25 protein-coding genes and 1 tRNA gene are annotated in these 23,129 nt (G+C 67.6%); 19 read left to right on the top strand and 7 right to left on the bottom strand.

From position 1 onward, the window contains the following. Nucleotides 1-10 precede the first annotated feature (10 nt). On the top strand, nt 11-1,135 hold the full coding sequence (locus NUW50_RS15170) for an iron-containing alcohol dehydrogenase (protein WP_258289977.1): 1,125 nt from the start codon (nt 11-13) through the stop codon (nt 1,133-1,135). Here the strand turns inward: NUW50_RS15170 and NUW50_RS15165 are convergent. Together NUW50_RS15165 and NUW50_RS15160 are read right to left on the bottom strand one after the other, a co-directional pair. Beyond that, nucleotides 1,117-1,857, bottom strand: coding sequence for a FadR/GntR family transcriptional regulator (locus NUW50_RS15165; protein ID WP_258289976.1), 741 nt, complete (start codon nt 1,855-1,857; stop codon nt 1,117-1,119). The two genes, NUW50_RS15170 and NUW50_RS15165, sit on opposite strands and share 19 nt — an antisense overlap. Nucleotides 1,858-1,882: 25 nt before the next feature. Further along, nucleotides 1,883-2,911, bottom strand: coding sequence for a four-carbon acid sugar kinase family protein (locus NUW50_RS15160; RefSeq protein ID WP_258289975.1), 1,029 nt, complete (start codon nt 2,909-2,911; stop codon nt 1,883-1,885). Between the two features lie 128 nt (nt 2,912-3,039). Here NUW50_RS15160 and NUW50_RS15155 point away from each other — a divergent pair, with 128 nt between their 5' ends. The 3 genes from NUW50_RS15155 to NUW50_RS15145 all read left to right on the top strand — a co-directional run bounded on the left by NUW50_RS15155 (nt 3,040) and on the right by NUW50_RS15145 (nt 4,987). Continuing rightward, nucleotides 3,040-3,966, top strand: a complete 927-nt coding sequence (locus NUW50_RS15155) for a LysR substrate-binding domain-containing protein (protein WP_258289974.1) — start codon at nt 3,040-3,042, stop codon at nt 3,964-3,966. 393 nt (nt 3,967-4,359) lie between these two features. Next, on the top strand, nt 4,360-4,539 hold the full coding sequence (locus tag NUW50_RS15150; RefSeq protein WP_258289973.1) for a hypothetical protein: 180 nt from the start codon (nt 4,360-4,362) through the stop codon (nt 4,537-4,539). Nucleotides 4,540-4,654: 115 nt separating this feature from the next. After that, nucleotides 4,655-4,987, top strand: a complete 333-nt coding sequence (locus NUW50_RS15145) for a TfoX/Sxy family protein (RefSeq protein WP_258289972.1) — start codon at nt 4,655-4,657, stop codon at nt 4,985-4,987. Nucleotides 4,988-5,064: 77 nt separating this feature from the next. Here NUW50_RS15145 and ndk read toward each other — a convergent pair whose 3' ends face one another. Further along, the gene (gene ndk / locus NUW50_RS15140; RefSeq protein WP_258289971.1) at nt 5,065-5,487 is read right to left on the bottom strand and encodes a nucleoside-diphosphate kinase; all 423 of its coding nucleotides are present in this window, start codon (nt 5,485-5,487) and stop codon (nt 5,065-5,067) included. A gap of 212 nt (nt 5,488-5,699) precedes the next feature. Between ndk and NUW50_RS15135 the strand changes: the two genes are divergently transcribed. From NUW50_RS15135 to NUW50_RS15120, 4 genes are all read left to right on the top strand, one after another. Next, entirely contained in the window at nt 5,700-6,425 is a 726-nt protein-coding gene (locus NUW50_RS15135) for a hypothetical protein (protein WP_258289970.1), read from the top strand. 65 nt (nt 6,426-6,490) lie between these two features. Beyond that, complete coding sequence (locus tag NUW50_RS15130) at nt 6,491-8,332, top strand: ABC-F family ATP-binding cassette domain-containing protein (RefSeq protein ID WP_258289969.1); 1,842 nt, start codon at nt 6,491-6,493, stop codon at nt 8,330-8,332. A 52-nt stretch (nt 8,333-8,384) separates the two neighbouring features. Continuing rightward, nucleotides 8,385-9,035 (top strand): MarC family protein, encoded by a 651-nt coding sequence (locus NUW50_RS15125; RefSeq protein ID WP_258289968.1) that lies wholly within the window; start codon nt 8,385-8,387, stop codon nt 9,033-9,035. A 45-nt stretch (nt 9,036-9,080) separates the two neighbouring features. Next, nucleotides 9,081-9,656: a retropepsin-like aspartic protease family protein gene (locus NUW50_RS15120; RefSeq protein WP_258289967.1), complete on the top strand. Its 576-nt coding sequence runs from the start codon at nt 9,081-9,083 to the stop codon at nt 9,654-9,656. A gap of 133 nt (nt 9,657-9,789) precedes the next feature. Here the strand turns inward: NUW50_RS15120 and NUW50_RS15115 are convergent, their stop codons facing one another. Further along, nucleotides 9,790-10,749: a 2-hydroxyacid dehydrogenase gene (locus NUW50_RS15115; protein WP_258289966.1), complete on the bottom strand. Its 960-nt coding sequence runs from the start codon at nt 10,747-10,749 to the stop codon at nt 9,790-9,792. Nucleotides 10,750-11,045: 296 nt separating this feature from the next. Between NUW50_RS15115 and NUW50_RS15110 the strand changes: the two genes are divergently transcribed. Genes NUW50_RS15110 through NUW50_RS15090 form a run of 5 tightly spaced genes read left to right on the top strand, consistent with a single transcriptional unit; the run spans nt 11,046 to nt 17,341 of the window. Beyond that, nucleotides 11,046-12,656 carry an ABC transporter substrate-binding protein gene (locus NUW50_RS15110; protein ID WP_258289965.1) on the top strand — a complete coding sequence of 537 codons (1,611 nt, stop codon included), beginning with the start codon at nt 11,046-11,048 and terminating at the stop codon, nt 12,654-12,656. Between the two features lie 7 nt (nt 12,657-12,663). Continuing rightward, nucleotides 12,664-13,617: an ABC transporter permease gene (locus NUW50_RS15105; RefSeq protein WP_258289964.1), complete on the top strand. Its 954-nt coding sequence runs from the start codon at nt 12,664-12,666 to the stop codon at nt 13,615-13,617. Further along, nucleotides 13,614-15,536 carry a dipeptide/oligopeptide/nickel ABC transporter permease/ATP-binding protein gene (locus NUW50_RS15100; protein WP_258289963.1) on the top strand — a complete coding sequence of 641 codons (1,923 nt, stop codon included), beginning with the start codon at nt 13,614-13,616 and terminating at the stop codon, nt 15,534-15,536. Before NUW50_RS15105 ends, NUW50_RS15100 begins: the two co-directional genes overlap by 4 nt. Next, nucleotides 15,533-16,498, top strand: a complete 966-nt coding sequence (locus tag NUW50_RS15095) for an ABC transporter ATP-binding protein (RefSeq protein WP_258289962.1) — start codon at nt 15,533-15,535, stop codon at nt 16,496-16,498. The genes NUW50_RS15100 and NUW50_RS15095 overlap by 4 nt, the downstream gene beginning before the upstream one ends. 12 nt (nt 16,499-16,510) lie before the next feature. Further along, nucleotides 16,511-17,341, top strand: a complete 831-nt coding sequence (locus NUW50_RS15090) for a creatininase family protein (RefSeq protein ID WP_258289961.1) — start codon at nt 16,511-16,513, stop codon at nt 17,339-17,341. Between the two features lie 47 nt (nt 17,342-17,388). Here NUW50_RS15090 and NUW50_RS15085 read toward each other — a convergent pair whose 3' ends face one another. Continuing rightward, complete coding sequence (locus tag NUW50_RS15085) at nt 17,389-18,306, bottom strand: LysR family transcriptional regulator (RefSeq protein WP_258289960.1); 918 nt, start codon at nt 18,304-18,306, stop codon at nt 17,389-17,391. Nucleotides 18,307-18,502: 196 nt separating this feature from the next. Between NUW50_RS15085 and NUW50_RS15080 the strand changes: the two genes are divergently transcribed. Beyond that, complete coding sequence (locus tag NUW50_RS15080; protein ID WP_258289959.1) at nt 18,503-19,963, top strand: aldehyde dehydrogenase family protein; 1,461 nt, start codon at nt 18,503-18,505, stop codon at nt 19,961-19,963. A 184-nt stretch (nt 19,964-20,147) separates the two neighbouring features. Here the strand turns inward: NUW50_RS15080 and NUW50_RS15075 are convergent. After that, nucleotides 20,148-20,222: transfer RNA gene (locus tag NUW50_RS15075), tRNA-Val, on the bottom strand. Between the two features lie 257 nt (nt 20,223-20,479). Here NUW50_RS15075 and NUW50_RS15070 point away from each other — a divergent pair. From NUW50_RS15070 to NUW50_RS15050, 5 genes are all read left to right on the top strand, one after another. Then, nucleotides 20,480-20,695 carry a hypothetical protein gene (locus NUW50_RS15070; RefSeq protein ID WP_258289958.1) on the top strand — a complete coding sequence of 72 codons (216 nt, stop codon included), beginning with the start codon at nt 20,480-20,482 and terminating at the stop codon, nt 20,693-20,695. A gap of 92 nt (nt 20,696-20,787) precedes the next feature. Then, nucleotides 20,788-21,003 (top strand): hypothetical protein, encoded by a 216-nt coding sequence (locus NUW50_RS15065; protein WP_258289957.1) that lies wholly within the window; start codon nt 20,788-20,790, stop codon nt 21,001-21,003. Nucleotides 21,004-21,218: 215 nt separating this feature from the next. Beyond that, on the top strand, nt 21,219-21,431 hold the full coding sequence (locus NUW50_RS15060; protein WP_258289956.1) for a ferrochelatase: 213 nt from the start codon (nt 21,219-21,221) through the stop codon (nt 21,429-21,431). A gap of 214 nt (nt 21,432-21,645) precedes the next feature. Continuing rightward, a complete protein-coding gene (locus NUW50_RS15055; protein WP_258289955.1) occupies nt 21,646-21,864 on the top strand; it encodes a hypothetical protein in 219 nt (72 codons plus the stop codon). 192 nt (nt 21,865-22,056) lie between these two features. Continuing rightward, complete coding sequence (locus tag NUW50_RS15050; protein WP_258289954.1) at nt 22,057-22,269, top strand: hypothetical protein; 213 nt, start codon at nt 22,057-22,059, stop codon at nt 22,267-22,269. Between the two features lie 336 nt (nt 22,270-22,605). On the opposite strand, the gene NUW50_RS15045 is transcribed toward NUW50_RS15050, so the two are convergent. Beyond that, nucleotides 22,606-23,007, bottom strand: a complete 402-nt coding sequence (locus tag NUW50_RS15045) for an HU family DNA-binding protein (RefSeq protein ID WP_258289953.1) — start codon at nt 23,005-23,007, stop codon at nt 22,606-22,608. Nucleotides 23,008-23,129: the final 122 nt, after the last annotated feature.

The raw sequence follows: 23,129 nt of genomic DNA, 5'->3' as shown, positions 1-23,129 counted from the left end.
AGGAGCCATCATGACCGAGATTTCCCGCCCAATCACCCTGCATCTGCCGCCCCGGATCGAGATCGGAAGCGGCAGCGCCGCCCGGCTGAAGGACTGGAGCGCCGGAGCCGAACGGGTTCTGGTTCTGGCCTCGCGCAGCACCGCCGGCATGGTCGGCCGGCTCGGCCTTTCGGGCGCGGTCACGGTCTTTGACCAGGTCCCGGGCGAGCCGCATGACCACGATCTCGACGCGGCGCTGGCCGAGGCGCGGCGGGTCCGGCCCGATCTGGTGGTCGGGCTTGGCGGCGGCTCGGTGATGGATATCGCCAAGCTGGTCGCGGTGCTCTGGGACAGTGACCAGCAACCGGCCGAAGTGGCCGGACCGAACAAGGTCCGCCGCAAATGCGCCCGGCTGGCGCAGGTCGCCACCACCGCCGGAACCGGCTCCGAAGGCGGTATCCGGGCGCTGTTCACCAGTTCCGAAACCGGGATGAAAGTAGCGGTCGAAAGCCCCTTCATGCTGGCCGATATCGCGGTGCTCGACCCCGGGCTGACCCTCTCGGCGCCGCCGGAGCTGACCGCCGCCACGGGGATCGACGCGCTTGCGCATTGCGTCGAGGCCTTCACCAGCCTCAAGTCGCATCCGCTGATCGACGGCTATGCGCGGCTGGGCATCGGGCTGGTCGGCAGGCACCTGGCGCAGGCGGTACGCGACGGAAGCGATTCCGATGCCCGCGCCGGTATGATGCTGGCCTCGTTCTACGGCGGGCTCTGCCTGGGGCCGGTCAACACCGCGGCGGGCCATGCCGTCGCCTACCCGCTGGGCAGCCGCGCCAGCCTGCCGCACGGGCTGGCCAATGCGCTGGTCTTTGCCCATGTGCTGGCCTTCAACGCCCCCGCGGTGCCGGAGAAGACCGCCGAGGTCCTTGCCGCACTCGGTCTGCCCGGCTCCAGCGATCCCGCCGAAGTGCTGCAATCTGCCGGCGGCTATTGCGCAGACCTGGGGATCGACATGCGGCTGTCGGCGCATGGCATCGGCGTCAACGATCTGCGCCCCTGGGCCGAAGAGGCGCATGCCATCCGGCGCCTGATGGACAACAACCCTCGCCCGATGAGCGTCGATGACATCGAGGCGATCTACCGCGCCGCCTTCTGATCGCCGCCGCCCTGCGGGTTGCCCCGACGGCTTTCGAACAGCCGGTCGCGCGAACCGACAAGGTGGCTGTGCATGAGGTCCTTCGCCCTGGCGGAATCGCGGGCCGCGATCGCCTCATGGATCGCCCGATGTTCCTCGAAGGCATGGCTCAGCCCCGCCGGCATCGCCTTCAGCGACAGGCCGTGGAACTGCATCCCGACCGCGATATGGTCCTTCAGCGCGTCCATGGCGGTGGCGAAATACTGGTTGTCGCTGGCTTCGGCAATGGCCAGGTGAAAGGCGAAATCCGCGTCTTCCCGGTGCCGCTGGCGATTGGTCGCATCCTGCATCATCGCCAGAGCCTCGGTGATCGCGGCCAGGCCGGCCTCGTCATGGCGCTCGGCGGCGGCGGCGGCGGCAACAGGTTCCAGCGTGATCCGGAACTCGTAGCAGCGCTGCAAGGCCGCGATGCTGGCCAAGGGACCGAAGCCCAGCGGCTGGCGCAGCCCGGACTGGCGGACGAAACTTCCCGCCCCCTGCCGCGAATAGATCAGCCCCTGTTCGCGAAGCCGGCGCAGCGCCTCGCGCACGACCGGGCGCGAGACCTGGAACTCGGTCGCCAGATCATGCTCGGTCGGCAACCTTTCCTCGGCGCCATAGGCACCCGACTTGATCGCCCGCATCAGCCGCTCGAAGACGACGTCTCCCAGGCTCTTTCGTTTCCTTGCCCCTCGCTGCGTCATTTGCCGCCACCTTTCAACCGCACTGTCATTCGGCAGCCATGCTGCCCCGGAGATCGAGCAGCCGGACCAGAGTGTCCGGACCGCCGAATCCTCCCGATTTCGTCACCAGAACCTTGCCGCCCGCGCGGCAAAGCGGCAGGCCGGGCAAGGCCTCGCCGTTCACCTCCAGGCATGTCTCCCCCAGATCGTCCAGCAGCGCCTCGGCGGTCGCGCCGCCGGTCAGCACCACCGAGCGTGCCGCCCGCAGCAAGGGCCCGGCGGTGCGCGCCAGGGACGCCGCCACGGCAGGCCCCGGGGCTTCGGGCCCGTCGGTCGCCTGCACCAGCGCCAGCGCCGGACCCGCCGGCACAACCGTGCCTGCGCCCGAAGGTGCGCGGTGATGCGCCGTCTCGGGTCGCGCCGAAATCAGGGCATCCACCTGCGCCAGGGTGATCGGATCGGTGGAGCCGACAACGATGCAGACCGGCGCCGGAAGAGCCGGAACCGAAACCGGCGGCGTGATCCCCATCGCGCGGGCCAATGCCCGTGCCAAGCCGCGGGCGCCGACCAGAACCGCGTCCTCCGGCGCCGCCGCCAGGGCGTTGTCGATATCGTCGCTGCTCAAGGTATCGGGCACCAGCGCCCGCGCCGCGGCCGCGCCCAGCACCGCTTTCACCGGCAGAGGCCGGGCCAGGCCGAACCCCTCGACCGCGCCATTGCGGACCAGGCGTCCGAATTCGGGCAAGGCCGGCAGCACCACGAAAGACCGGTCGCCAAAGGCCGCCAGTTCGGCCCCGATGTGGCCCTTGAGACGCGAGTCGATCTTCTTGACGACCCGCATCCCGGAGGGCAGCCTAGCCAGAACCCCGGCCACCCGCGCCTGCGCCGCATCGGCGGCAATCTCGCGCGAGCGGGTCGAGACCGCGATGACATCGGCCCCGGTTTCCAGCGCTGCATCCAGTGCGTCCGGACAGGTGGCGACCACGACCCGTGCCGCATCCGAGGCAAAGGGCGCCGCCGCGTCCAGCGCGCCGGTCAGATCATCCGCGACAAGGGCCAGCGCAGCCCGTGACATCTCCGCCCCATTTTACAAATCGACTTGTTCAACAATGCCAAGAAACCGCTTGAAAGCCAATGGCTTTGGGAGAGTTTTTCATTTACATCTCGAAGCGGGCCTTACAAGCGCCAGGCGGAAGGAATGCCATGTCGGCCAACCTCTTTGAACTCAACCAGTTGCGCTGTTTCGTGGCTGTCGCGGAAGAGCTGAACTTCCGCCGCGCCGCCCGACGTCTCAACATGACGCAACCGCCGCTGTCGCGTCATATCAACCTTCTCGAACATGCCGTCGGGGTGCGGTTGTTCGACCGCTCCACCCGCTCGGTGCGGCTGACCCTGGCCGGAGAACGGTTTCTCTTTGACGCGGTGGACATACTGCACCGGGCCGAAAGCGCCATGCTCTTTGCCCGCCAGGCCGAACGCGGCGAGACCGGATCGGTGGTGCTGGGCTTCGTGCCCACGGCGACCATCGAACTGGTGCCGCTGGTGGTGAAACGCCTGCGCCGGAAGCTGCCGGCCGTCAGCGTGACCCCGCGCGAGATGATGAGCCACGAACAGATCGAGGCGTTGCGGGCCGGAAGTCTCGACATCGGCATCACCCGCCTGCCCCGGAACCCGGAGTCGCTGACCATCTCGCGGGTCTGGAGCGAGCCGTTTCTGGTCGCGCTGCCGAAGGATCATCCCCTGACCGCCCGCGACAAGTTGCGGGTCGAGGATCTGCACGGACAGCCGATGATCGGCTATTCGACGGAACGCGGCGGATTTCTCTTCGAGGTGGTGTCGGGCTACCTGACCTCCTCGGGGGTCAGCCCGAACCTGCTCTATTCCGTTTCCCAGGCCCATACGGTGATGAGCCTTGTCGACTCCGGCCTCGGGCTGGGGCTCGTGCCCCGCTCCTACGCGCTGGTCGCCATGAAGAACACCGCGATGCGCGACTTCGAACAGCCCGAGAATTTCCGATCGGACCTCTACATGGTCCAGGGCCCGCGCAGCGCCAATTCGCTGGTCAGCAGGGTCGCGCAAGAGATCACGGTCGCACTGGCCGAGGCCAGCCCCACCCTGCCGGCGCCCTGAACCGATCCGCCGGGCGACAAGGGCGGACACTGTGGCCAAAGCTCCACACCCGGGCGCTCACGTCAATTTGCGGCAGGTCCTTCCGATTTTCCCTTGCCCCGACGCAGCACCTGCGGCACATGCCTGCGCATCGGCGGAGGGGAAGGTTTTCCCTACGTCAAAAGGGCTTAGGAGAGTCGCAGCAAGCCCCCGGACGAGTCATCCTGGCACAGATGCCACGGTTCTCGACACCGGGACAAACCCCCGATTCGAGCCACAATATCACCCTATTCCGGGCGAAGGCTGAGAGCATTCGCATCGTGTTCACCCCGTCGTGGCAATCTCGGTCGCGGTCTGGGCAAGGAACTCGGCGCAGGTGTTCGGGCGCAGCCCCGCCGTAACGAGGACGAGCAAATGACCAGAAAAGATTCCGGAAAGGCACCGGAAGAACCCAGCCCAGAAGCCGCGCCGCAGATGGGGTCGCAGCCCGACGGCGAGCAGAAGCAGGCCCAGCAATCCGGCGATGCCCAACCGGCGAAACCGGGCCGGGGTGCGCCCAGGCCGGTGCGTTTCACCGACTGGGCCAGCATCTAGGCGCCGGCAGCCCGGTCCGCCCCACTGCGGTCTTTCCCGCAGGCCAAGCGGCCTGTAACCTTGGCCAAAGGGTCGCGTCATCGCGCGCCGATCCAGCCCCTGCCGATGGCCCCCGATGACTCAACCCGTCACCGCGATTCGCAATATCGGCCCGGCCAGCGCGGCACTGTTTGCCCGGGCCGGGATCACCACCGCGGAACAACTGCGCCGCCTGGGTCCGGACGAGGCCTATCGCCGCTGCCTTGCCGCCGGCACCCGCCCGCATTTCATCGGCTACTACGCTCTGGTCATGGGGCTTCATGGCCGGCCCTGGAACGATTGCAAGGGGGCCGAGAAGGCGGCCCTGCGCAAGCGATTCGACGAGATCGTCGCCGAAGCTCACGACCCGGTGCAGAGCCAGCTTGAATCGGCGCTCAACCTGCTGGGCGTGGTCGCGCCGCGCCAATAGCCGCCGGATCGCGATACGCAGGAATGCAAAACGCGGCCCCCGAAGGCGCCGCGTTTCCTGTTCGTCGGGCGGGTCGTTCAGCCGACCAGTTCAAGCCCCGAGAAGAAGAAGGCGATTTCCTCTTTCGCGGTATCCGGCGCATCCGAGCCGTGAACCGAGTTCTCGCCGACGCTCTCGGCGAACTCGGCGCGAATGGTGCCCTCGGCCGCATCGGCCGGGTTGGTGGCGCCCATCACCTGGCGGTTCTTCTGCACCGCGCCTTCACCTTCGAGAACCTGCACGACCACCGGCTCGGAGGCCATGAAGGTGCAGAGTTCGTCGTAGAACGGCCGCGCGGCGTGGACTGCGTAGAACTTGCCGGCCTGTTCCTTGGTCAGCCGAATCCGCTTCTGCGCCACGATGCGCAGGCCCGCGTCTTCGAATTTCGCGTTGATCTTGCCGGTCAGGTTACGCCGCGTGGCGTCCGGTTTGATGATCGAGAGGGTGCGTTCAATCGCCATGTTAGCCCTAAGCCTTCAGTTATTCTTGGCCGGACCCCGTGCCCGGCTGTTCTGTTCGCGCGTTGAACTAGCATGGCCTCGGGAAGGTGGAAAGACGTATTGCCGCAGTCCGGCGCCCGGAATAAGGCGCAGCCGCGCGCGCCCGCCGCGCTTGCCCTGCCTCGCCGCCGCGGCCATTCTGCCCGGCGTTGGCAATCAGGGACCGGGGACCCGTGCAGGATCTCATCGAAGCCGCGGCACGCAACAGGGCGATCCTTTGCGACCGGATCTGCCGGGCGCAGGGCATCGGTTCGCGCTTTCTGCCCGGGATCTGGCGCACCACCGGAACGGCGCCGCCGCTTCTGCCCGATGCCATCACCCTGCCGGGAATGTCCGGCCCGCCGCCGCAGGTCGAGTTGCGGGCGCTGCTGGCCGGCCGGCCACGCGGGCTGACCGTCATGGACAGCGCGGCGGCTCTGGACCTGGGGTCCGAAGGCTACGCCCCGCTGGCCGATGCCGACTGGATCACCCGCAACCGGCCCAGCCCGCCGCCGGCACCGCTGACCTTGGTGCGGATCGCCCAGCCCGCCGATCTCGGCCTTTGGGAGGGCTTCTGGCGCCGCGCCGAGGATCTCCCCGAAGGCCATGTCCAGTTCCCGCCCGACCTGATCCAGCGCCGGGACATCGCCTTTCTCGCCCATCTCGGGCGCGATGCGCGACCGCGCGGCGGCGGCATCCTGCTCCACGGTGCCGGGGTGGTCTCGGTCTCGAACCTGTTCAGCCTCGGCCCGCAGCCCGAGGCGCTGTTCGCCGCCGTCGCCGCCTGCGCCGCAAGACTCTGGCCCGGCCGCCCGGTCGTCGGTTGCGAAAGCGGCGCCCGGCTTGACGCGGCACGGATCGCCGGCTTCACCCCGATCGGCCCGCTCCGGCTCTGGCGGCATCCGGGCTCTGCGCAATAGCCGCCGCCGCGGCCGATCTCGCGGCACCGATTGACCCCACCGCGCAAACGCGGCATCAGCCGCCCATGCTACGCATCGAAGACATCACCTATTCCATCGACGGGCGCCCCCTGATCGAGAAGGCCAGCGCGGTGATCCCGACCGGCCACAAGATCGGCCTGGTCGGTCGCAACGGCGCCGGCAAGACCACGCTGTTCAAGCTGATCCGGGGCGAGCTGACCCTCGATTCGGGTGACATCCGCCTGCCGGCCCGATCCCGCATCGGCGGCGTGGCGCAAGAGGTGCCGGGCTCCGAGGACACACTGCTCGACACCGTTCTGGCCGCCGACACCGAGCGCGCCCAGTTGCTGGCCGAGGCCGAAACCGCCACCGAGCCGCACCGGATCGCCGATATCCAGACCCGGCTGGCCGATATCGACGCCTGGTCGGCCGAGGCCCGCGCGGCCACCATCCTGCGCGGCCTGGGGTTCACCGAGGCCGAAATCCACCAGCCCTGCTCGGCCTTCTCGGGCGGTTGGCGGATGCGGGTGGCGCTGGCGGCGGTGCTGTTTTCGGCCCCCGACCTGCTGCTGCTGGACGAACCGACCAACTATCTCGACCTCGAAGGCGCGCTCTGGCTGGAAAGCTATCTCGAACGCTATCCGCATACCGTGCTCTTGATCAGCCATGACCGCGACCTGCTGAACCGGGCGGTGCAGGCGATCCTGCATCTCGACCGCAGGAAGCTGACCCTCTACCAGGGCGGCTACGACACCTTCGCCAATACCCGCGCCGCGCAACGCGCCGCCGAAAGCGCCGAGGCCAAGAAGCAGGACGCCCGGCGGGCGCATCTGCAAAGCTTCGTAGACCGTTTCAGGGCCAAGGCGACGAAGGCGCGGCAGGCGCAGAGCCGGATGAAGATGATCGAGCGGCTGACCGCCACCGCGCCGCCCGAGGATCCGGCCCGCACCGTCTTCACCTTCCCCGAGCCCGAGGAACTCTCGCCGCCGATCATCACCATGGAAGGCGTCTCGGTCGGATATGGCGACAAGACCGTCTTGCGCGGCCTGACCGAGCGGATCGACCAGGATGACCGGATCGCCCTGCTGGGCCGCAACGGCGAAGGAAAGTCTACGCTTTCCAAGCTGTTGGCAGGCAAACTTAAACCAATGTCGGGCAAGCTGACGATCTCGAACCGGCTCCGCGTCGGCTTCTTCGCCCAGCACCAGGTCGAGGAACTGCGGGTCGAGGAGACGCCGCTGCAGCACGTCATGCGGCTGCGCGGCTCCGAAGGCCAGGGCAAGGCCCGGGCCCGGCTGGCCGGCTTCGGCCTGCAGGCGGTGCAGGCCGAAACCGAGGTCGGTCGGCTCTCGGGCGGGCAGAAGGCCCGGCTCTCGCTGCTGCTGGCGACCATTGACGCGCCGCATCTGCTGATCCTGGACGAACCGACCAACCACCTCGACATCGACAGCCGCGAGGCGCTGGTCGAGGCGCTCACCGCCTATTCCGGCGCGGTGATCCTGGTCAGCCACGACATGCACCTGCTCAGCCTCGTCGCCGACCGGCTCTGGCTGGTCAAGGATGGCCGGGTCGCGCCCTATGAAGAGGACCTCGACGCCTATCGCAGGATGCTGACCACCCCGGAGGCGCCCCCGGAAAAACCCAAACCGGCCAAGGCGAAACCCAACCGCGACGCGATCCTGGCGCTGCGCGCGGATGTCCGCAAGGCCGAGGAACGGGTGCAGAAGCTGAACGAGATGCGCGACAAGCTGGCCAAGCGGCTGGCCGATCCGGCGCTCTACGAGCCCGAGCGCAACGGCGAGCGCGAGGTCTGGCAGAAGAAATACGCAGAAGTGATGACAGGGCTGGACCGGGCCGAATCCCTGTGGCTGGATGCACAGGGCAAGCTGGACGAGGCGCAGGGCTAGGGCCCTCGCCGGCGGACGGCCGGAGACGCGCGGCAATCGAAGGGGCCGGACCATGGACACCACCCTGCTGATCTCGGCCTTCCTGACGCTCTTCGTGATCATCGACCCGATCGCGGTGGCGCCGCTGTTCATGGCGCTGACCACCGGCATGGACCCGGCCCGGCGCCGAGCCGCGGCCTTCCGGGCGATCCTGGTGGCGGCGGCGGTCCTGACCCTGTTCGGCCTCTTCGGCGAGGCCCTGCTGCGCTATGCCGGGATTTCGCTGGACGCCTTCCGGATATCCGGCGGGGTGCTGCTGTTCCTGATCGCCGTCGAGATGCTGTTCGAGAAACGCACCTCCCGGCGCAGCAATCAGGCCCAGACCGTCAACCATCCCGATGCCGGGCATCCCGGCGACGACGATCCGGCGGTGTTCCCGATCGCGGTGCCGCTGGTGGCGGGCCCCGGCGCGATGGCGACCATGGTGCTGCTGGCCTCGCAGGACCCGGGCTGGGCCTGGAGGGCGGCGATTCTCGGGGTGACGCTGGCGGTGCTGGCGATCACCCTGACGCTGTTCCTGATGGCGCCGCTGGTCGACCGGCTGGCCGGGCGCAGCGGGATCAACGTGCTGACCCGCCTGTTCGGCATCCTGCTGGCGGCGCTGGCGGTGCAGATCGTGCTGGACGGACTCGGCGGCTACGGGCTGAGCCCGACCACGGGCTGAGCCGCCACCCTTGCCAGCGCGCCGACCCGCCCCCATCTTTCAGCCATGGACAACGTCTCGCTCGGAAATGTCGCCTATCTGGTCCTGCTGCTGATCGCCATCGGCGGCTGGATGATCGCCGCCAACCGCCACCAGCTGGGCAAGATGGCCCAGCAGGCGGCGATCTGGGGCTTCATCTTCCTCGGCACCATCGCGGCGTTCGGTCTCTGGTCCGACATCCGCGACGACGTCGCGCCGCGCGCCGCGGTGATCGGCAACACGATCGAGATCCCGCGCGGGCTCGACGGCCATTATCACCTGACCCTGGGACTGAACGGCACACCGGTGGATTTCGTCATCGATACCGGCGCCTCGGACATGGTGCTGTCGATGCAGGATGCCGCCCGGATCGGGCTCGACCCCGAGTCGCTGGCCTTCACCGGCATGGCGACCACGGCCAATGGCACGGTCCGCACCGCACGGGTCCGGATCGCGAAGGTCCAGCTCGGCGACGCGACCGAAACCAACGTGCCGGCCTCGGTCACCCAGGGCGAGATGCAGGGTTCGCTGCTCGGCATGTCCTACCTTCAGCGCTTCGCCCGGATCGAGATCACCGGCAACAAGATGATCCTCGAACGCTGATCCTGTACCCCGCCTCGCCATCTTCGGGTCAAAAATACTCGACCTTGCTTCCGGGCCGGGCCGGACGCGGGAGGTCCGGCCTTGCGGCCCGCGACGCGGCCCCCGGCGTCTAGACGATCGCGGCCCCCGGCGTCTAGACGATGATGTCGATCCCGGCGGGCTCGCGGCCCTGATCGACGGCCACCATATTGGCGATCATGCGGGTGATCGAGGGCACGAACCCGTCCGAGGTCAGCGCCGCGACATGCGGGGTCACGATCACCCCGTCGAGCCCGACCAGCGGGTTGTCCGGCTCCACCGGCTCGGTGGCGAAGACATCGACCGCGGCGCCGCGCAGCCTGCCCTCTCGCACCGCCGCGGCCAGATCGGACTCGACCACCACCCCGCCGCGGGCGGCATTAATCAGGATCGCGTCCGGCTTCATCTTCGCCAGCGCCGCCGCGTCGATCAGGTTCGCGGTGCCCTCGTTGAGCGCGCAGTGGAGCGAAACCACGTCTGACTCGCGCAGCAGCCGGTCGAGCGCGACATGGGTGACACCCAGAGCCTGCTCTTCCTCGGCCGACAGCGGGGTCCGCTTGGTATAGAGGATGGTGCAGCCGAATCCGGCCAGCAGCCGGGCCAGCGCGGTGCCGATATGGCCCAGCCCGACGATGCCCACGGTCTTGCCCGACAGCCGGGTCGAGCTTTGCGCGCATTCGCTCTTCAGCCATTTGCCCTCGAGCACGCCCATGTGGCCGCGCACCAGGTTGCGGTTCAGCGCCAGCATCATCGCCAGCGCGGTCTCGGCCACCGCGACCGCGTTCGACCCGGTGGTGCGCATCACCCGCACCCCGTTGGCGCGCGCCGCGTCGAGGTCGATGTTGTCATAGCCGACCCCCCATTTGTGGACGCCCTTCAGCCCCGGCACCGCGAACATCTCGGCGGTGACCGGCACATCGGCCGTCACCGCGAAATCGGCGCCGGAAAGCGCCGCGAGCTGGTCGGCGACGGCGCGCGACTTCGCGACCGACAGCTCCCAGCCATCAGGCAGCAGGGCGCCGATCTGCTCGGTGCGGCTCAGTGCGAAGGGATCGAGGAAGACCAGTCGTGTCATGTCGCTATTTCGTCCTGTCAGGGGGCATCTGTCGCTGCGGCGCCGGCACTCCGATCGGGTCAGCGGGCGATGTCCGGGGCTTGGCGCGGGCCGCGGGCGCGGCCCTGGCATCCAGACATAGCGCAGCGCTCCGGGCTTGCCAAAATCGGAAAATTTATGCCGGGGCCAAAGCAAATCTATCGGCCCGGACGCTGCCCCGCCCCCCCGGGGCCGGGGAGATTCACCCAAAAGAATATCTATGCACCCAAAAGAGATTTTCGATTGGACCTTTGCGCCCGCAGCGTCTTGGATTGAGCATGAGCAAACCGGGACATCAGATCCCCGAAGACTTTCACGCACTCCGACAGGTCGAGGTCAACATGACAGTCAAGACTCCCGAATTCTCTCCCTCCCGCCGCACGGTCCTTGTGGGCCTGGGCGCCGGACTCACCGCAATGGCGTTGCCGCGGAACGCCTCGGCGCAGAGCATGAAGACCCTGCGCTACGGTCTTTCCACCTTCCCGCCGTCGCTGGCGCCCTGGGAGACCAACGGCAACGCCGCCAACACGGTGAAGCTGATGATCTTCCGCGGCCTGATGGGCTATGATCAGGATGCCAAGCTGGTGCCGGAACTGGCCGAGAGCGTCGAGCAGCCCGATGCGCAGACGCTGATCTTCAAGCTGCGCGCCAATGCCAAGTTCCACAACGGCGAGCCGGTGACCGCCGAGGACGTGATCTACAGCTTCTCGGCGATCATGGCCCCCGAAAGCACCGCCTATCTGAAGGCCAGCTTCCAGAACGTGGACACGATGGAAGCCCTCGACGACAAGACCCTGAAGATCACGCTCAAGGAACCCTCGGCGGTCTTCACCCAGATCCTCGCCAACTACTGCGCCGGCATCGTCTGGGCCGGCAGTGCCGAGGATGATCCGATCGGCGCCGGCCCCTACACGATCAAGTCCCAGGAAAAGGGCGTCTATGTCGAGCTGGAGCGCTTCCCCGACTTCTACGACGCCGGGCAGCCGCTTTCCGACACCATCCGCTTCATCGCCTATGCCGACGAGAACCTGCGTTTCGCGGCGCTGGAAGCCGGCGATGTCGATGTGATCGAATACCTGCCCTGGCAGCAGTTCGAGAACGTCCGGAACTCGGACCGGCTGGAGATCTCGGCGACCCAGGGCCCGTTCATGCTGGTTCTGTTCAATGTCGCCAAGGAAGGCCCCTTTGCCGATCCGCTGGTCCGCCGTGCCGTGGGCTACGCGATCAAGCGCCAGGACGTGATCGACGCCGCCTTCGCCGGCAACGGCGAGCCGCTTCTGGGCTTCCCGAACCCCAAGGGCTCGCAGTTCGATCTGTCGAACCCGGATGCGGAATGGACCTACGACCCCGAGAAGGCCAAGGCGATGCTGGCCGAAGCCGGCTATCCGAACGGGTTCGACTGCACCCTTCTGGCCACCTCGACCTACGGGATGCACCAGGACACGGCCTCGATCGTGCAGGCCTATCTGGCAATGGTCGGGATCAACGCGACCCTCGACCTGCCGGACTGGTCGAGCCGGATCAAGGCCGGCAAGGAAGGCAACTACGACATCGCGGTGCACGGGCTGTCGGGCTTCTACAACGACCCCGACGCGATGTGGAACCTGCTGCATTCGGGCGATGCGAACTATGTCCGGTCCTTCGGCTTCTCCTCGGAGAGGATCGACGGTCTGCTCGAGGCCGGCCGCGCCGAGATCGACCCCGCCAAGCGCGAGGCGATCTACAAGGAGCTCTACCAGGCCTATTACGACGAGGTGCCGCAGGTGCCGCTGAACTGGCGGACCCAGGCACATGCCTTCGACAGCGGCTCGGTCACCGGGTTCCACTGCTTCCCGGGCTGGCTGAACGGCTCGACCGCCTATGTGCTCGACGAGAGCGCGGTGAGCTGAGCGACCGATGACAAGCTATGTTCTCCGCCGTCTCACGACGGCGCTGGTGATGCTTTGGGTGGTCGGCACGATCGTGTTCTCGGTCCTGCTGATCGTCCCCGGCGATCCCGCCGAACTTCTGCTGACCACCGGCGGTGCCGATGCCAGCACCGATGCGGTGGAGAACCTGCGCAAGAAGATGGGCCTCGATCGGCCCGTCGCCGAGCAATATGTCAGCTTCCTCGCCGATACGGCGCGGTTCGACTTCGGCGACTCGCTGATCGACGGCACCCCGATTTCCGAAACCATTGCCCTGCGCCTGCCCCGGACGCTGGAGCTGATCGCGGTCTCGATGGTCGTGGCGCTGGCGCTGGCGATCCCGGCCGGCACCTATGCGGGTCTGAATGCCGGGAAACGCTTTGACCGCGCCGCCTCGGCGGTAAACGCGCTGTTCACCTCGATCCCCGGCTTCGTCTCGGGCACGCTGTTCATCTATCTCTTCGCCCAGGTGCTGCGCATCCTGCCCGCCGGCGGCTATGTCGCCTTTGCCCAGGACCCATGGATGCATGTGCAGATGCTGATCCTGCCGACCGTCACCGTGGCGCTGCACCTGATGACGATCATCTTCCGGATGACCCGGGCCAGCGTGCTCGAGATGCGCGCCCATGACTGGGTGCGCACCGGCATCGCCAAGGGCCTGCGCCGCCGCCAGGTAGTGCGCCGGCACATCCTGCGCAACGCGCTCGGCCCGGTGATCACCGTGGTCGGCCTGCAACTGGGCATCCTGCTGGGCTCTACCGTGCTGGTCGAGTTCGTCTACAACTGGCCGGGGCTGTCGGGCTTTCTCGTCTCTTCGGTGCAGCAGCGCGACTATCCCTCGGTCCGGGCCGTGATCCTGACCGTCGCGGCGATCTTCATCGCGATCAACTTCCTCGTCGAGGTCGCCTATTCCCTGCTCGATCCGCGGATCCGGCTGACATGAGCCTGTCCCTGCCCAAGCCGATGCGCCTGCCCAGCCTGATCCTCCTGGCGCTGGTCATGACCCTGGTGTTCGGGCCGATGATCATGTCGGCCGATCCGATCTCGATCTCGGTGAAGGACCGGATGGCGCTGCCCAGCTGGTCGCACTGGCTGGGCCAGGACGAGTTCGGCCGCGACCGGCTGGCCCGGGTTCTCTACGGCGGTCGGGTCTCGCTGACCGTGGCCTTCCTCGCCTCGGTCATCGCCTGTGTCGTCGGCACGCTCTTCGGCCTGATCGGCGCCTATTTCCGCGGCCCGTTCGAATTCGTCACCATGCGGCTGTCCGATGTCGTGCTCTGCTTCCCGCCGATCCTGCTGGCGCTGCTGGTCGTGACCCTGTTCGGCCCCGGTGTCACCACCCTGGTGGCGGTGCTCTCGGTGCTCTATTTCCCGGCCTTCGCCCGGATCGCCTTTTCCGAGGCGCTGCGCGTCGCGGCGCTGGATTTCGTCGAGGCCGCCCGTGCCCTGGGCGCGGCGCCGCGCCGGATCGTGCTGCGCACCGTGCTGCCGAACATTCTGGGCCCGATCTCGGTGCAGTTCTCGCTGACCGCCGCCGCCTCGATCACGATCGAAAGCGGGTTGTCCTTCCTCGGCCTCGGCGTCGTGCCCCCGGCCCCGTCCTGGGGCCAGATGATCCGCGGCGCCCGCGCGTTCATGAACCAGGACCCCACCGGCATCCTGGTTCCATGCGCGGCGCTGACGCTGACCATCTGGTCGATCAACTTCTTCTGCGACCGGCTGCGCGACACGCTGGACCCGAAACATGGCGAGAGCGCCGGCAAGGACGAGATAGCCAAGGCCCGGGCGGATGCCGCCGCCGCGGCCGCCGGACCGGCGCAGATACTCGACGCCGATGTGGTTGCCCAGGTGAAGGACCTGCGGCTGGCCCTGCCCCGCCCCGAAGGCCCGCTGGCGCTGATCGACGGCGTCACGCTGACCCTGCGGCAGAACGAATGCACCGCACTGGTCGGCGAAAGCGGCTCGGGCAAGTCCCTGACCTCGCTGGCGCTGATGGGACTGCTGCCCTCGGCGATCCGGCCCGCCGGCGGGCGCATCCTGATCCACCGCAAGACGGGCGGCACCGTCGATCTGGCCACCCTGGGCGAGCGCGAGACCGAGGACCTGCGCGGCAACGATGTGGCGATGATCTTCCAGGAGCCGATGACCTCGCTGAACCCGATCCACCGGATCGGCGCCCAGATGATCGAGGCGATCCGCGCCCACAAGGCGATCTCGGCCGAAGAGGCCCGGGCCCGCGCCGTCGAGCTTCTCGATCTCGTCGGCATCCCCGAGGCCGGGCGCCGGATCGACAGCTATCCGCACGAGTTGTCGGGCGGGATGCGGCAACGCGTGATGATCGCCATGGCGCTGTCGGGCGAGCCGAAGCTGATGATCGCGGACGAGCCGACGACGGCGCTGGACGTCACCATCCAGGCCGAGATCGTCGAGCTGCTGCAACGCCTGCGCCAGGAATATGCGGCGGGAATGAGCCTGCTCTTCATCAGCCACAACCTGGGCATCGTCGCCGAGATCGCCGACCAGATCGCGGTGATGTATGCCGGCGAAGTGGTCGAGCAGGGTCCCGCCGCCGAGGTCTTGGCGACCCCGCACCATCCCTACACCCGGGCGCTGCTCGACAGCATGCCCTCGGCGCATGAGGACCTGCATTCCTCGCGCGGCGACCGGCTGGCGGCGATCGCCGGCACCCCTGCCCGCCCCGAGGCCCGGCCCTCGGGCTGCGCCTTCCGCGACCGCTGCCCGCAGGCCCGGCCCTGCTGCGCCGAGTCACGTCCCGAACTCTATCCCACCGGCACCCGTGCCGCCCGGTGCTTCTTCGCCCCCGGCGCCGATCAGCCGCAAGAACGCGAGGCCGGAGCATGACCGCACTCCTGGAAGTCAGCGATCTCTCCAAGGCCTATCCGGTCGGCCGCCGCGGCCTGTTCCGGCGCCGGACCATGCAGGCGCTGGCCGGGGTCTCGCTGAGCATCGCACCGGGCGAGGTTCTGGGCCTCGTCGGCGAAAGCGGCTCGGGCAAATCGACGATCGGCAAGGCGGTGCTGCGACTGATCGAGCCCGAGACCGGCTCGATCCGCTTCGACGGCCGCGACCTGCGGGCGCTGAGCACCGAAGAGCTGCGCGCCGCCCGCAAGGACATGCAGATCATCTTCCAGGACCCCTATGCCAGTCTCGACCCGCGCAAGACGGTGCGGGCGGCGCTGGCCGAGGCGCTGGATACCCACGGGCTGCATACCGGCCAGCGCCGGACACCCCGGCTGAACGAGCTGGTCCAGATGGTCGGCCTCTCGCCGCAGGCGCTCGACCGGCGGCCGCACGAGTTCTCGGGCGGCCAGCGGCAGCGGATCGGCATTGCGCGGGCGCTGGCGGTCGAACCACGTTTCATCGTCGCGGACGAAGCCGTTTCGGCGCTCGACGTGTCGATCCAGGCCCAGATACTCAACCTGCTGGCCGATCTTCGCGCCCGCACCGGCATCTCGATCCTGTTCATCAGCCATGACCTGTCGGTGGTCCGCTTCATCTCGGACCGGGTGATGGTGCTCTATCTGGGCCGGGTGATGGAACTCGGCCCGGCAGACCGGATTCATTTCGCCCCGCGCCACCCCTACACGGCGGCGCTGGTCTCGGCCGAACCCAGCCTGGCCCCGCGGCAGGCGCGGATCAGGCTGACCGGCGAGATCCCCAGCCCGATGAACCCGCCTTCGGGCTGCGTCTTCCGCACCCGTTGCCCCTATGCGTTGCCCGAATGCGCCCAGGCCGTCCCGGCCCTGCGCCCGGCCGGAGAAGGCCAACTGACGGCCTGCATCCGAGACGACATCCTTTCCTGACAGAGGCCTGACATGACCACCGAAGCTCTCAAGACCGAAAAACTCAAGATCGCCGAACTGACCAGCGAGGAGTCGCGCCGTTTTCTCACCGAAGAGGCGGTGGTGGTGCTGCCGATGGGCTCGATGGAGGATCAGGGCACCCATGCGCCGATGGGCGACTACCTGGCCGCCGAATGCGTGGCGCTCGACATCGCCCGGGCCGCCCGCGGCATGGGCGTGCCCACCTTCGTCACCCCGCCGATCCCCTTCGGCGGCGCCGATTACTTCGGCTCGACCCATGGCGGCATCGCGATGTCGCAATCGACGCTGGTCGCCCTGCTCGACGACATGTTCGCCTGCCTGACCCGGCACGGGCTGAAGAAGATACTGATCATCAACGGCCATGGCGGCAATGTCACCGCGTTGACCGAGGTCACGATGCGCTGGCGCCGCAAGGCCGGGATTTTCGCGCCGGCGATGTATCTCTGGCAGATCAGCTACGAGTTGCTGAAAGAGATACTCGGCCCCGAGGAGGCGGCCAAGGTCTCGGGGCATGGCGGTGATCCGCTGACCTCGATCGGACTGCATTACTATCCGCAGATTCTGCGGCCCGACCTGCGCCAGGCGCCCTCCACGGGCGGCACGATCCGCGGCGCCGAGGTCGGCGGGATCAACGCGATCAAATACGCCGGCGCCAAGATCCAGGCCCCTGTCGAGGCGCTGGAAGCCGCCCCGCATGGCGTCTGGGGTGGCGACCCGGCCTACAGCAAGGCCGAGACCGGCAAGGTCCTGGCCGAACGGCTGGTGGCGATCGGCGCCGGGTTGATCCGCGACCATGTCGCCAAGGGGTTCCCCGAAGACTGAATCGGGGGGGCAAGGCGCCGCGCTCTCTCCCCGTGGCGCCTTGCCGACTATTCCTCGTCGAACCGCATGTAGGCGGGATGCTCGGCGCACCACTGCTCGGCCGCTTCACGCGCAAAGGCATAGATCGCCTCGGTCTGTGCCTTGCGGGCCCGGTTGAGATGGGCGCAGCGGATGTCCAGCGGGGCCAGCGGCGCGGTGGTGGGAATCTCGACCACCGAGCCCTCCTGCAACTCGCGCTCCAGGCCCGACAGCGCCAGCGCCGCCGCCCCGTAGCCGCAGCGAACCATGTCGCAGATCATCGAGGCCGAATTGCCGATGCAGCGCGCCCCGGTCAGGGTCTGGGTCTCGTCCAGCAACTCGGCGACGCGGGGAAAGAAGGGCGAACTGCGGGGATAGAGGATCAATGGCAGGGAGCGCAGTTCCTCGGGCGTCCAGGGGCGCGAAATGTCGCCCACCAGCTCCGGCCGGACCGCCCAGCCGACGGTATATTTGACCGAGAAGCTGTGCGGGATATGCGGCAGCGAGACATCGTCGGTGCCGAAGACCATGTCCAGCACCCCGGAGTTCAGCCGGCGTTGCAGATCGACATTCGAGCCCGAGATCACATCGACGATCAGGTCCGGGTCCCAGGCGGCGATCTTCTCGCGCAGCGTCACCCCCCAGGTGAGGGCGACATTGCCGACCATCCCGATCGCGTAGCGCCGCTCGCGCGGCTCTTCCAGCCGGGCAACCATCGCCTCGCGCAGATTGACGAACATCTCGGCAAACCCGGCCACCTGATGGCCCCGTTCGGTCAGCACGAAGCCTGGCGAGGACCGATCGACCAGCGGTCCCCCCACCTGCGCCTCAAGCCCCGAGATCCGGGACGAGACCGCCGGCTGTGTCAGATGCAGGTGATCGGCAACCCTTTGGTAGCTTTGCAACTGCGTCAGCCAGTAGAAGGCCTCGATCTGCTTGAAATTCACTCTGGGGCTCCCGGTAGGAGTCACAACCATAAGGAAATTCTATGGATTGCCATAGAGTCTGATGCGCTTCGTCGCGTCATTTCTTGCAACACGCGCTCTTCTGCCCAAATTTTGGGCGCCCCCAAAAGCCGTGCACCGCATTCCCCCTTGGCAGTCCCCCGGCCAAGGTTCTAAACGCGAAGAAAAGGCCATCAACATGCGCACAGCAACTCTCCCCGACCATGTGACCGGACTGCTGATCGACGGCAACTGGCAGCCGCCCTCCGGTGCCGGGTGGCTCGATGTCGTGGCGCCCGCCGAGGGCGCCGTGTTTGCCCGGATCGCTGCCGGCACCGAGGCCGATGTCGATCGGGCCGTCGCCTCTGCCCGCGCCGCGCTGTCGGGCGACTGGGGCCAGTTGACGGCGGTCGAGCGTGGCCGGCTTCTGGGCCGCATGGTCGAGGCGGTGCAGGACCATGCCGAGGAACTGGCGGCGCTGGAGGCCCGCGACACCGGCAAGCCGATCGCCCAGGCCCGCGCCGACCTGATCGCCTGCGCCCGCTATTTCGAGTATTACGCCGGCGCCGCCGACAAGGTGCATGGCGAGACCATTCCCTTCCTGAACGGCCATCTGGCCGCGACCGAACGGGTGCCGCATGGCGTCACCGCGCATATCATCCCCTGGAACTACCCGGCGCAGATGTTCCCGCGCTCGGTCGGCCCGGCGCTGGCGATGGGCAACGCGGTGGTGATGAAACCGGCCGAGGACGCCTGCCTGACCCCGCTGCGGATGGCCGACCTGATGATCGAGGCCGGCTTCCCCGCAGGCGCGATCAACATGGTGACCGGGCTGGGCCGCGAGGCCGGGGCGGCGCTTTCGGGCCATCCGGGGATCGATTTCATCTCCTTCATCGGCTCGTCCGAGACCGGCATCGCGATCCAGACCGCGGCGGCGCGGAACCACATCGGCTGCACGCTGGAACTGGGCGGGAAGTCTGCGCAGATCGTCTTTGCCGATGCCGATCCGGCACGGCTGGTGCCCACCGTGATCGCCGCCATCACCCAGCACGCCGGGCAGACCTGCTCTGCCGGCTCGCGGCTGCTGATCGAGCGCGCGGCGATGGAGCGCATCCTGCCACTGGTGGCCGAGGCATTCGCCGGGGTCCGGGTGGTGATGCCCGGGATGGAGGGCCAGCTCGGCCCGGTGATCAACCCGCGCCAGAAGGCCCGGGTCGAGGGCTATCAGGCCCGCGCCGCCGCCGACGGACTGCCGGTGATCGCCCGCGGCCGGATGTCGGATGGGCTGTCCGAGACGGGCTATTTCGTCGAACCTCAGATGATCGGCCCGGTGCCGCGCGACAACCCGCTGGCGGTCGAGGAGATCTTCGGCCCGGTGCTGGCGGTGATCCCCTTCGAGGACGAGGCCGACGCCATCGCCCTGGCCAATGCCACCCCCTACGGGCTGACCGCCGGGGTCTGGACCGCCGACGGTGCCCGGGCACTGCGGGTGGCGCGGGCGATGCAGGTCGGCCAGGTCTTCGTCAACTGCTACGGCGCCGGCGGCGGGATCGAGCTGCCCTTCGGCGGGATGAAGAAATCCGGCCACGGCCGCGAGAAGGGATTCGAGGCGCTGCTGGAATTCTCGACCCTCCGCACCCTGGTGATCCGGCACGACTGAGGACAGCCACCGGCCTCGGTGCCCCTCTGCGACCGACGGCCATGCACCGTCAGGAAAGCATCGCAACAACGCTTGATGCACCAAGACCCTGGATACGCGGCCCCGGGCAAGGAAGGTTGTGAACGACCGCCCCCCATCAGGGCAAGGGCGTGAGCCGCGTCTCCGGGTCGGACAAGGAAAGGGATGGTGGGTGATGAGGGATTTGAACCCCCGACATCATCGATGTGAACGATGCGCTCTACCACTGAGCTAATCACCCGAACCTGCGGCGTTCTAGCGGCAGCCTCGCGGCTTCGCAAGAGGGGCTGCAACAGATCTGCAGCCCGAGGCGAACGCATTGGTGCAGATGCCGGTATCGCGGCCGGATCGTACCGGGGAAGACTCCTGAAGACGGGCATCGCCGCCCGCGCCACGGCGCCGGCGGCCCTGCGCAAGAGATGCGGAGCGTTGACACCGCTATTGACCGACGCAGGGGCATTCCGCATGGTGAGTCGTGTCATTTCCATGGAGATTCCGATGAAGAAGACGATTCTTGCCCTTGCGCTGGCCTCCACCGCCGGTGTCGGCATGGCCAATGCCGGCGGCATCGCCCCGGTCGTGGTCGAAGAAGAAGTGGTGATCGAAGACGCCGCCAGTTCCTCGGCCGTCGGCATCATCGTGCCGCTGATGCTTCTGCTGCTGATCGCCGCCGCGGCCTCGTCCTCGGACGGTGGAGCGCCACTGATCGACTAGGACCGAAGAGACGCAAGGCCAGCGGGGGTCGCCTGACGCCATCGACCGGCGTGCTGGGCTTTGCGGACCGGACCGGTTTCAAGGGGATTCCGATGAAGAAGACGATTCTTGCCCTTGCGCTGGCCGCCACCGCCGGTGTGGGCATGGCCAATGCCGGTGGACTGGCCCCGGTCGTGGTTGAAGAAGAAGTGGTTATCGAAGATGCCGCTAGTACCTCGGCCGCCGGCATCATCGTGCCGCTGATGCTTCTGCTGCTGATCGCTGCGGCCGCATCCTCGTCCAGCGGCGGCTCCACGCCCCCCGTCTGATCCGGACACCGGGTCACGAGATTTGGCCTGGTCCCGGTTCGAGAGCAGATTTCAGCCGAACGGGCGCCCGGTTTCGTGGCGCCCGTTCGAGTTTGCCGCCGCTGCGCCCGTTCGAGCACAGTTCCCGAGGATATGGCCAAGATTCGCACAGCGGACTTGACGGGCCGGATTCGCCGCCCCAATGGTCACGAGATGATTTTCTCTAGGAGTTCCTGATGAAGAAGACAGTTCTTGCCCTCGCGATGACCGCCACCGCCGGTGTCGGCATGGCCAATGCCGGCGGCATCGCCCCGGTCGTCGTCGAAGAAGCCGTCGTGATCGAGGACGCCAGCAGTTCCTCGGCCGCCGGAATCATCGTGCCGCTGATGCTTCTGCTGCTGATCGCCGCAGCGGCGTCCTCGTCCAGCGGCGGCACCGCGACCCCCTGATCAGGACACCGGGCCACGAGATTCGGCCTGGTCCCGGTTCGAGAGCAGATTTCAGCCGAACGGGCGCCCGGTTTCGTGGCGCCCGTACGCGTTTGCCGCCGCCGCGCCCGTTCGGGCACAGTTCCCGAGGATATGACCGCGATCCGAATAGCGGACTTGACGGGTCGGCTTCGCCCGCCAATGGTCACGAGATAATTTTTTCTAGGAGTTCCCCATGAAGAAGACAGTTCTTGCCCTCGCTATGACCGCCGGTGCCGGCATGGCCAATGCCGGCGGCATCGCCCCGGTCGTCGTCGAGGAAGCCGTCGTGATCGAAGATGCCAGCAGTTCTTCGGCCGCCGGAATCATCGTGCCGCTGATGCTTCTGCTGCTGATCGCCGCGGCGGCATCCTCGTCCAGCGGCAGCGCCTATCCCACGCCGAAAGTCTTCTGATCCGAGGCCGGACCGCAAGGTTCGGCCCTGTTTCCTAGCGCCCCTCTGGCGTTCGCCGCCGTAGCGCACCCTGCCCTGCTGCGCCTGTTCGGGCACAGCATCCGTTGCTGCATGCATTGCGGGGATTCCAGGCTTGACGGGCGGGACCCGGACGGTCGATGCTCGTGAGACAATTTTCTTAAGGAGCTTCACATGAAGAAATCAGTACTCGCCCTTGCGCTGACCGCCACCGCCGGTGTCGGCATGGCCAATGCCGGCGGCATCGCCCCGGTCGTGGTTGAAGAAGAAGTGGTCATCGAAGATGCCGCCAGTTCCTCGGCCGCCGGAATCATCGTGCCGCTGATGCTTCTGCTGCTGATCGCCGCCGCTGCCTCGTCCTCGGACGGCGGCGCGATAATCGAATAACAGTCGAGCAGGACTGCAAGGACGCAACGCCGGCAAGGTTCCCCTGACGCCACCGACCGGCGTCGGGGCTGTTTGGCTTGGTGAACCAGACCGGTCCGGGAACGACTCCGGTGAAGAAGGCAGTTCCTGCCCTCGCGCTGACCGCCTGTGTCGGCATGGTCAATGCCGGCGGACTGGCCCCGGTGGTGATCGAGGATTCCGGCAGTTCTCCGGTCCCGCGGCCCGACCTGAACAGACACCGGCGACGGCGATCAGCAGTCGCCGGTTTCTCTGATTCACATTCTTCCGACCCGTGCCGTGCTCCCGGCGTCCGGTGACCGTCAGCGTCGCCGCAGCCTATTCGGCGGCCGTCGCCGTGTCGTCGTCACCGCCGGCGTCATCCTCGCCCGAGGCATCGGCCTGCGGCGCCCCGGCAAGCGCCCGGGCACGGGCCCCCGGCTTCACGCGGCGCAGCTTCAGGATCAGGACCTCGGACGCGGGGCCGTCCTTGGTGCGGTTCACCAGCAGCTTGCCCAGAGGCGGCATGTTCAGCGCATCGCCGCGGCTGAGCGCCACGCCGATCTCGGCCAGCACCGCATCGACCACCGGCTTGACGGTCTTCTTCTTGAGCCCCGAAGAGGCGACCACGGCATCCACAAGCTCTTTCTTGCGATAGATCGTGGCATTGTTGCCCGAGGCAACCTTGGCGCCACCGCCGGTTTCAGTAATGATTTCAGAGGCTTCAGCGGCGGTCTTCATATCCGGTCTTCTGGCCATTTTTGGGTCCAACCTGGTTGCTCCGGCACCAATCTAGCCCAGATCCGGTAAATTACCCATGCAGGCCAAAGCTATTTCCGGCTTGATGCAAAAAAATCTCCCAC

The organism is Frigidibacter sp. ROC022, assembly GCF_024723735.1.
Lineage (GTDB): Bacteria > Pseudomonadota > Alphaproteobacteria > Rhodobacterales > Rhodobacteraceae > SLM-1.
This window is presented reverse-complemented; position numbering and strand designations above follow the sequence as displayed.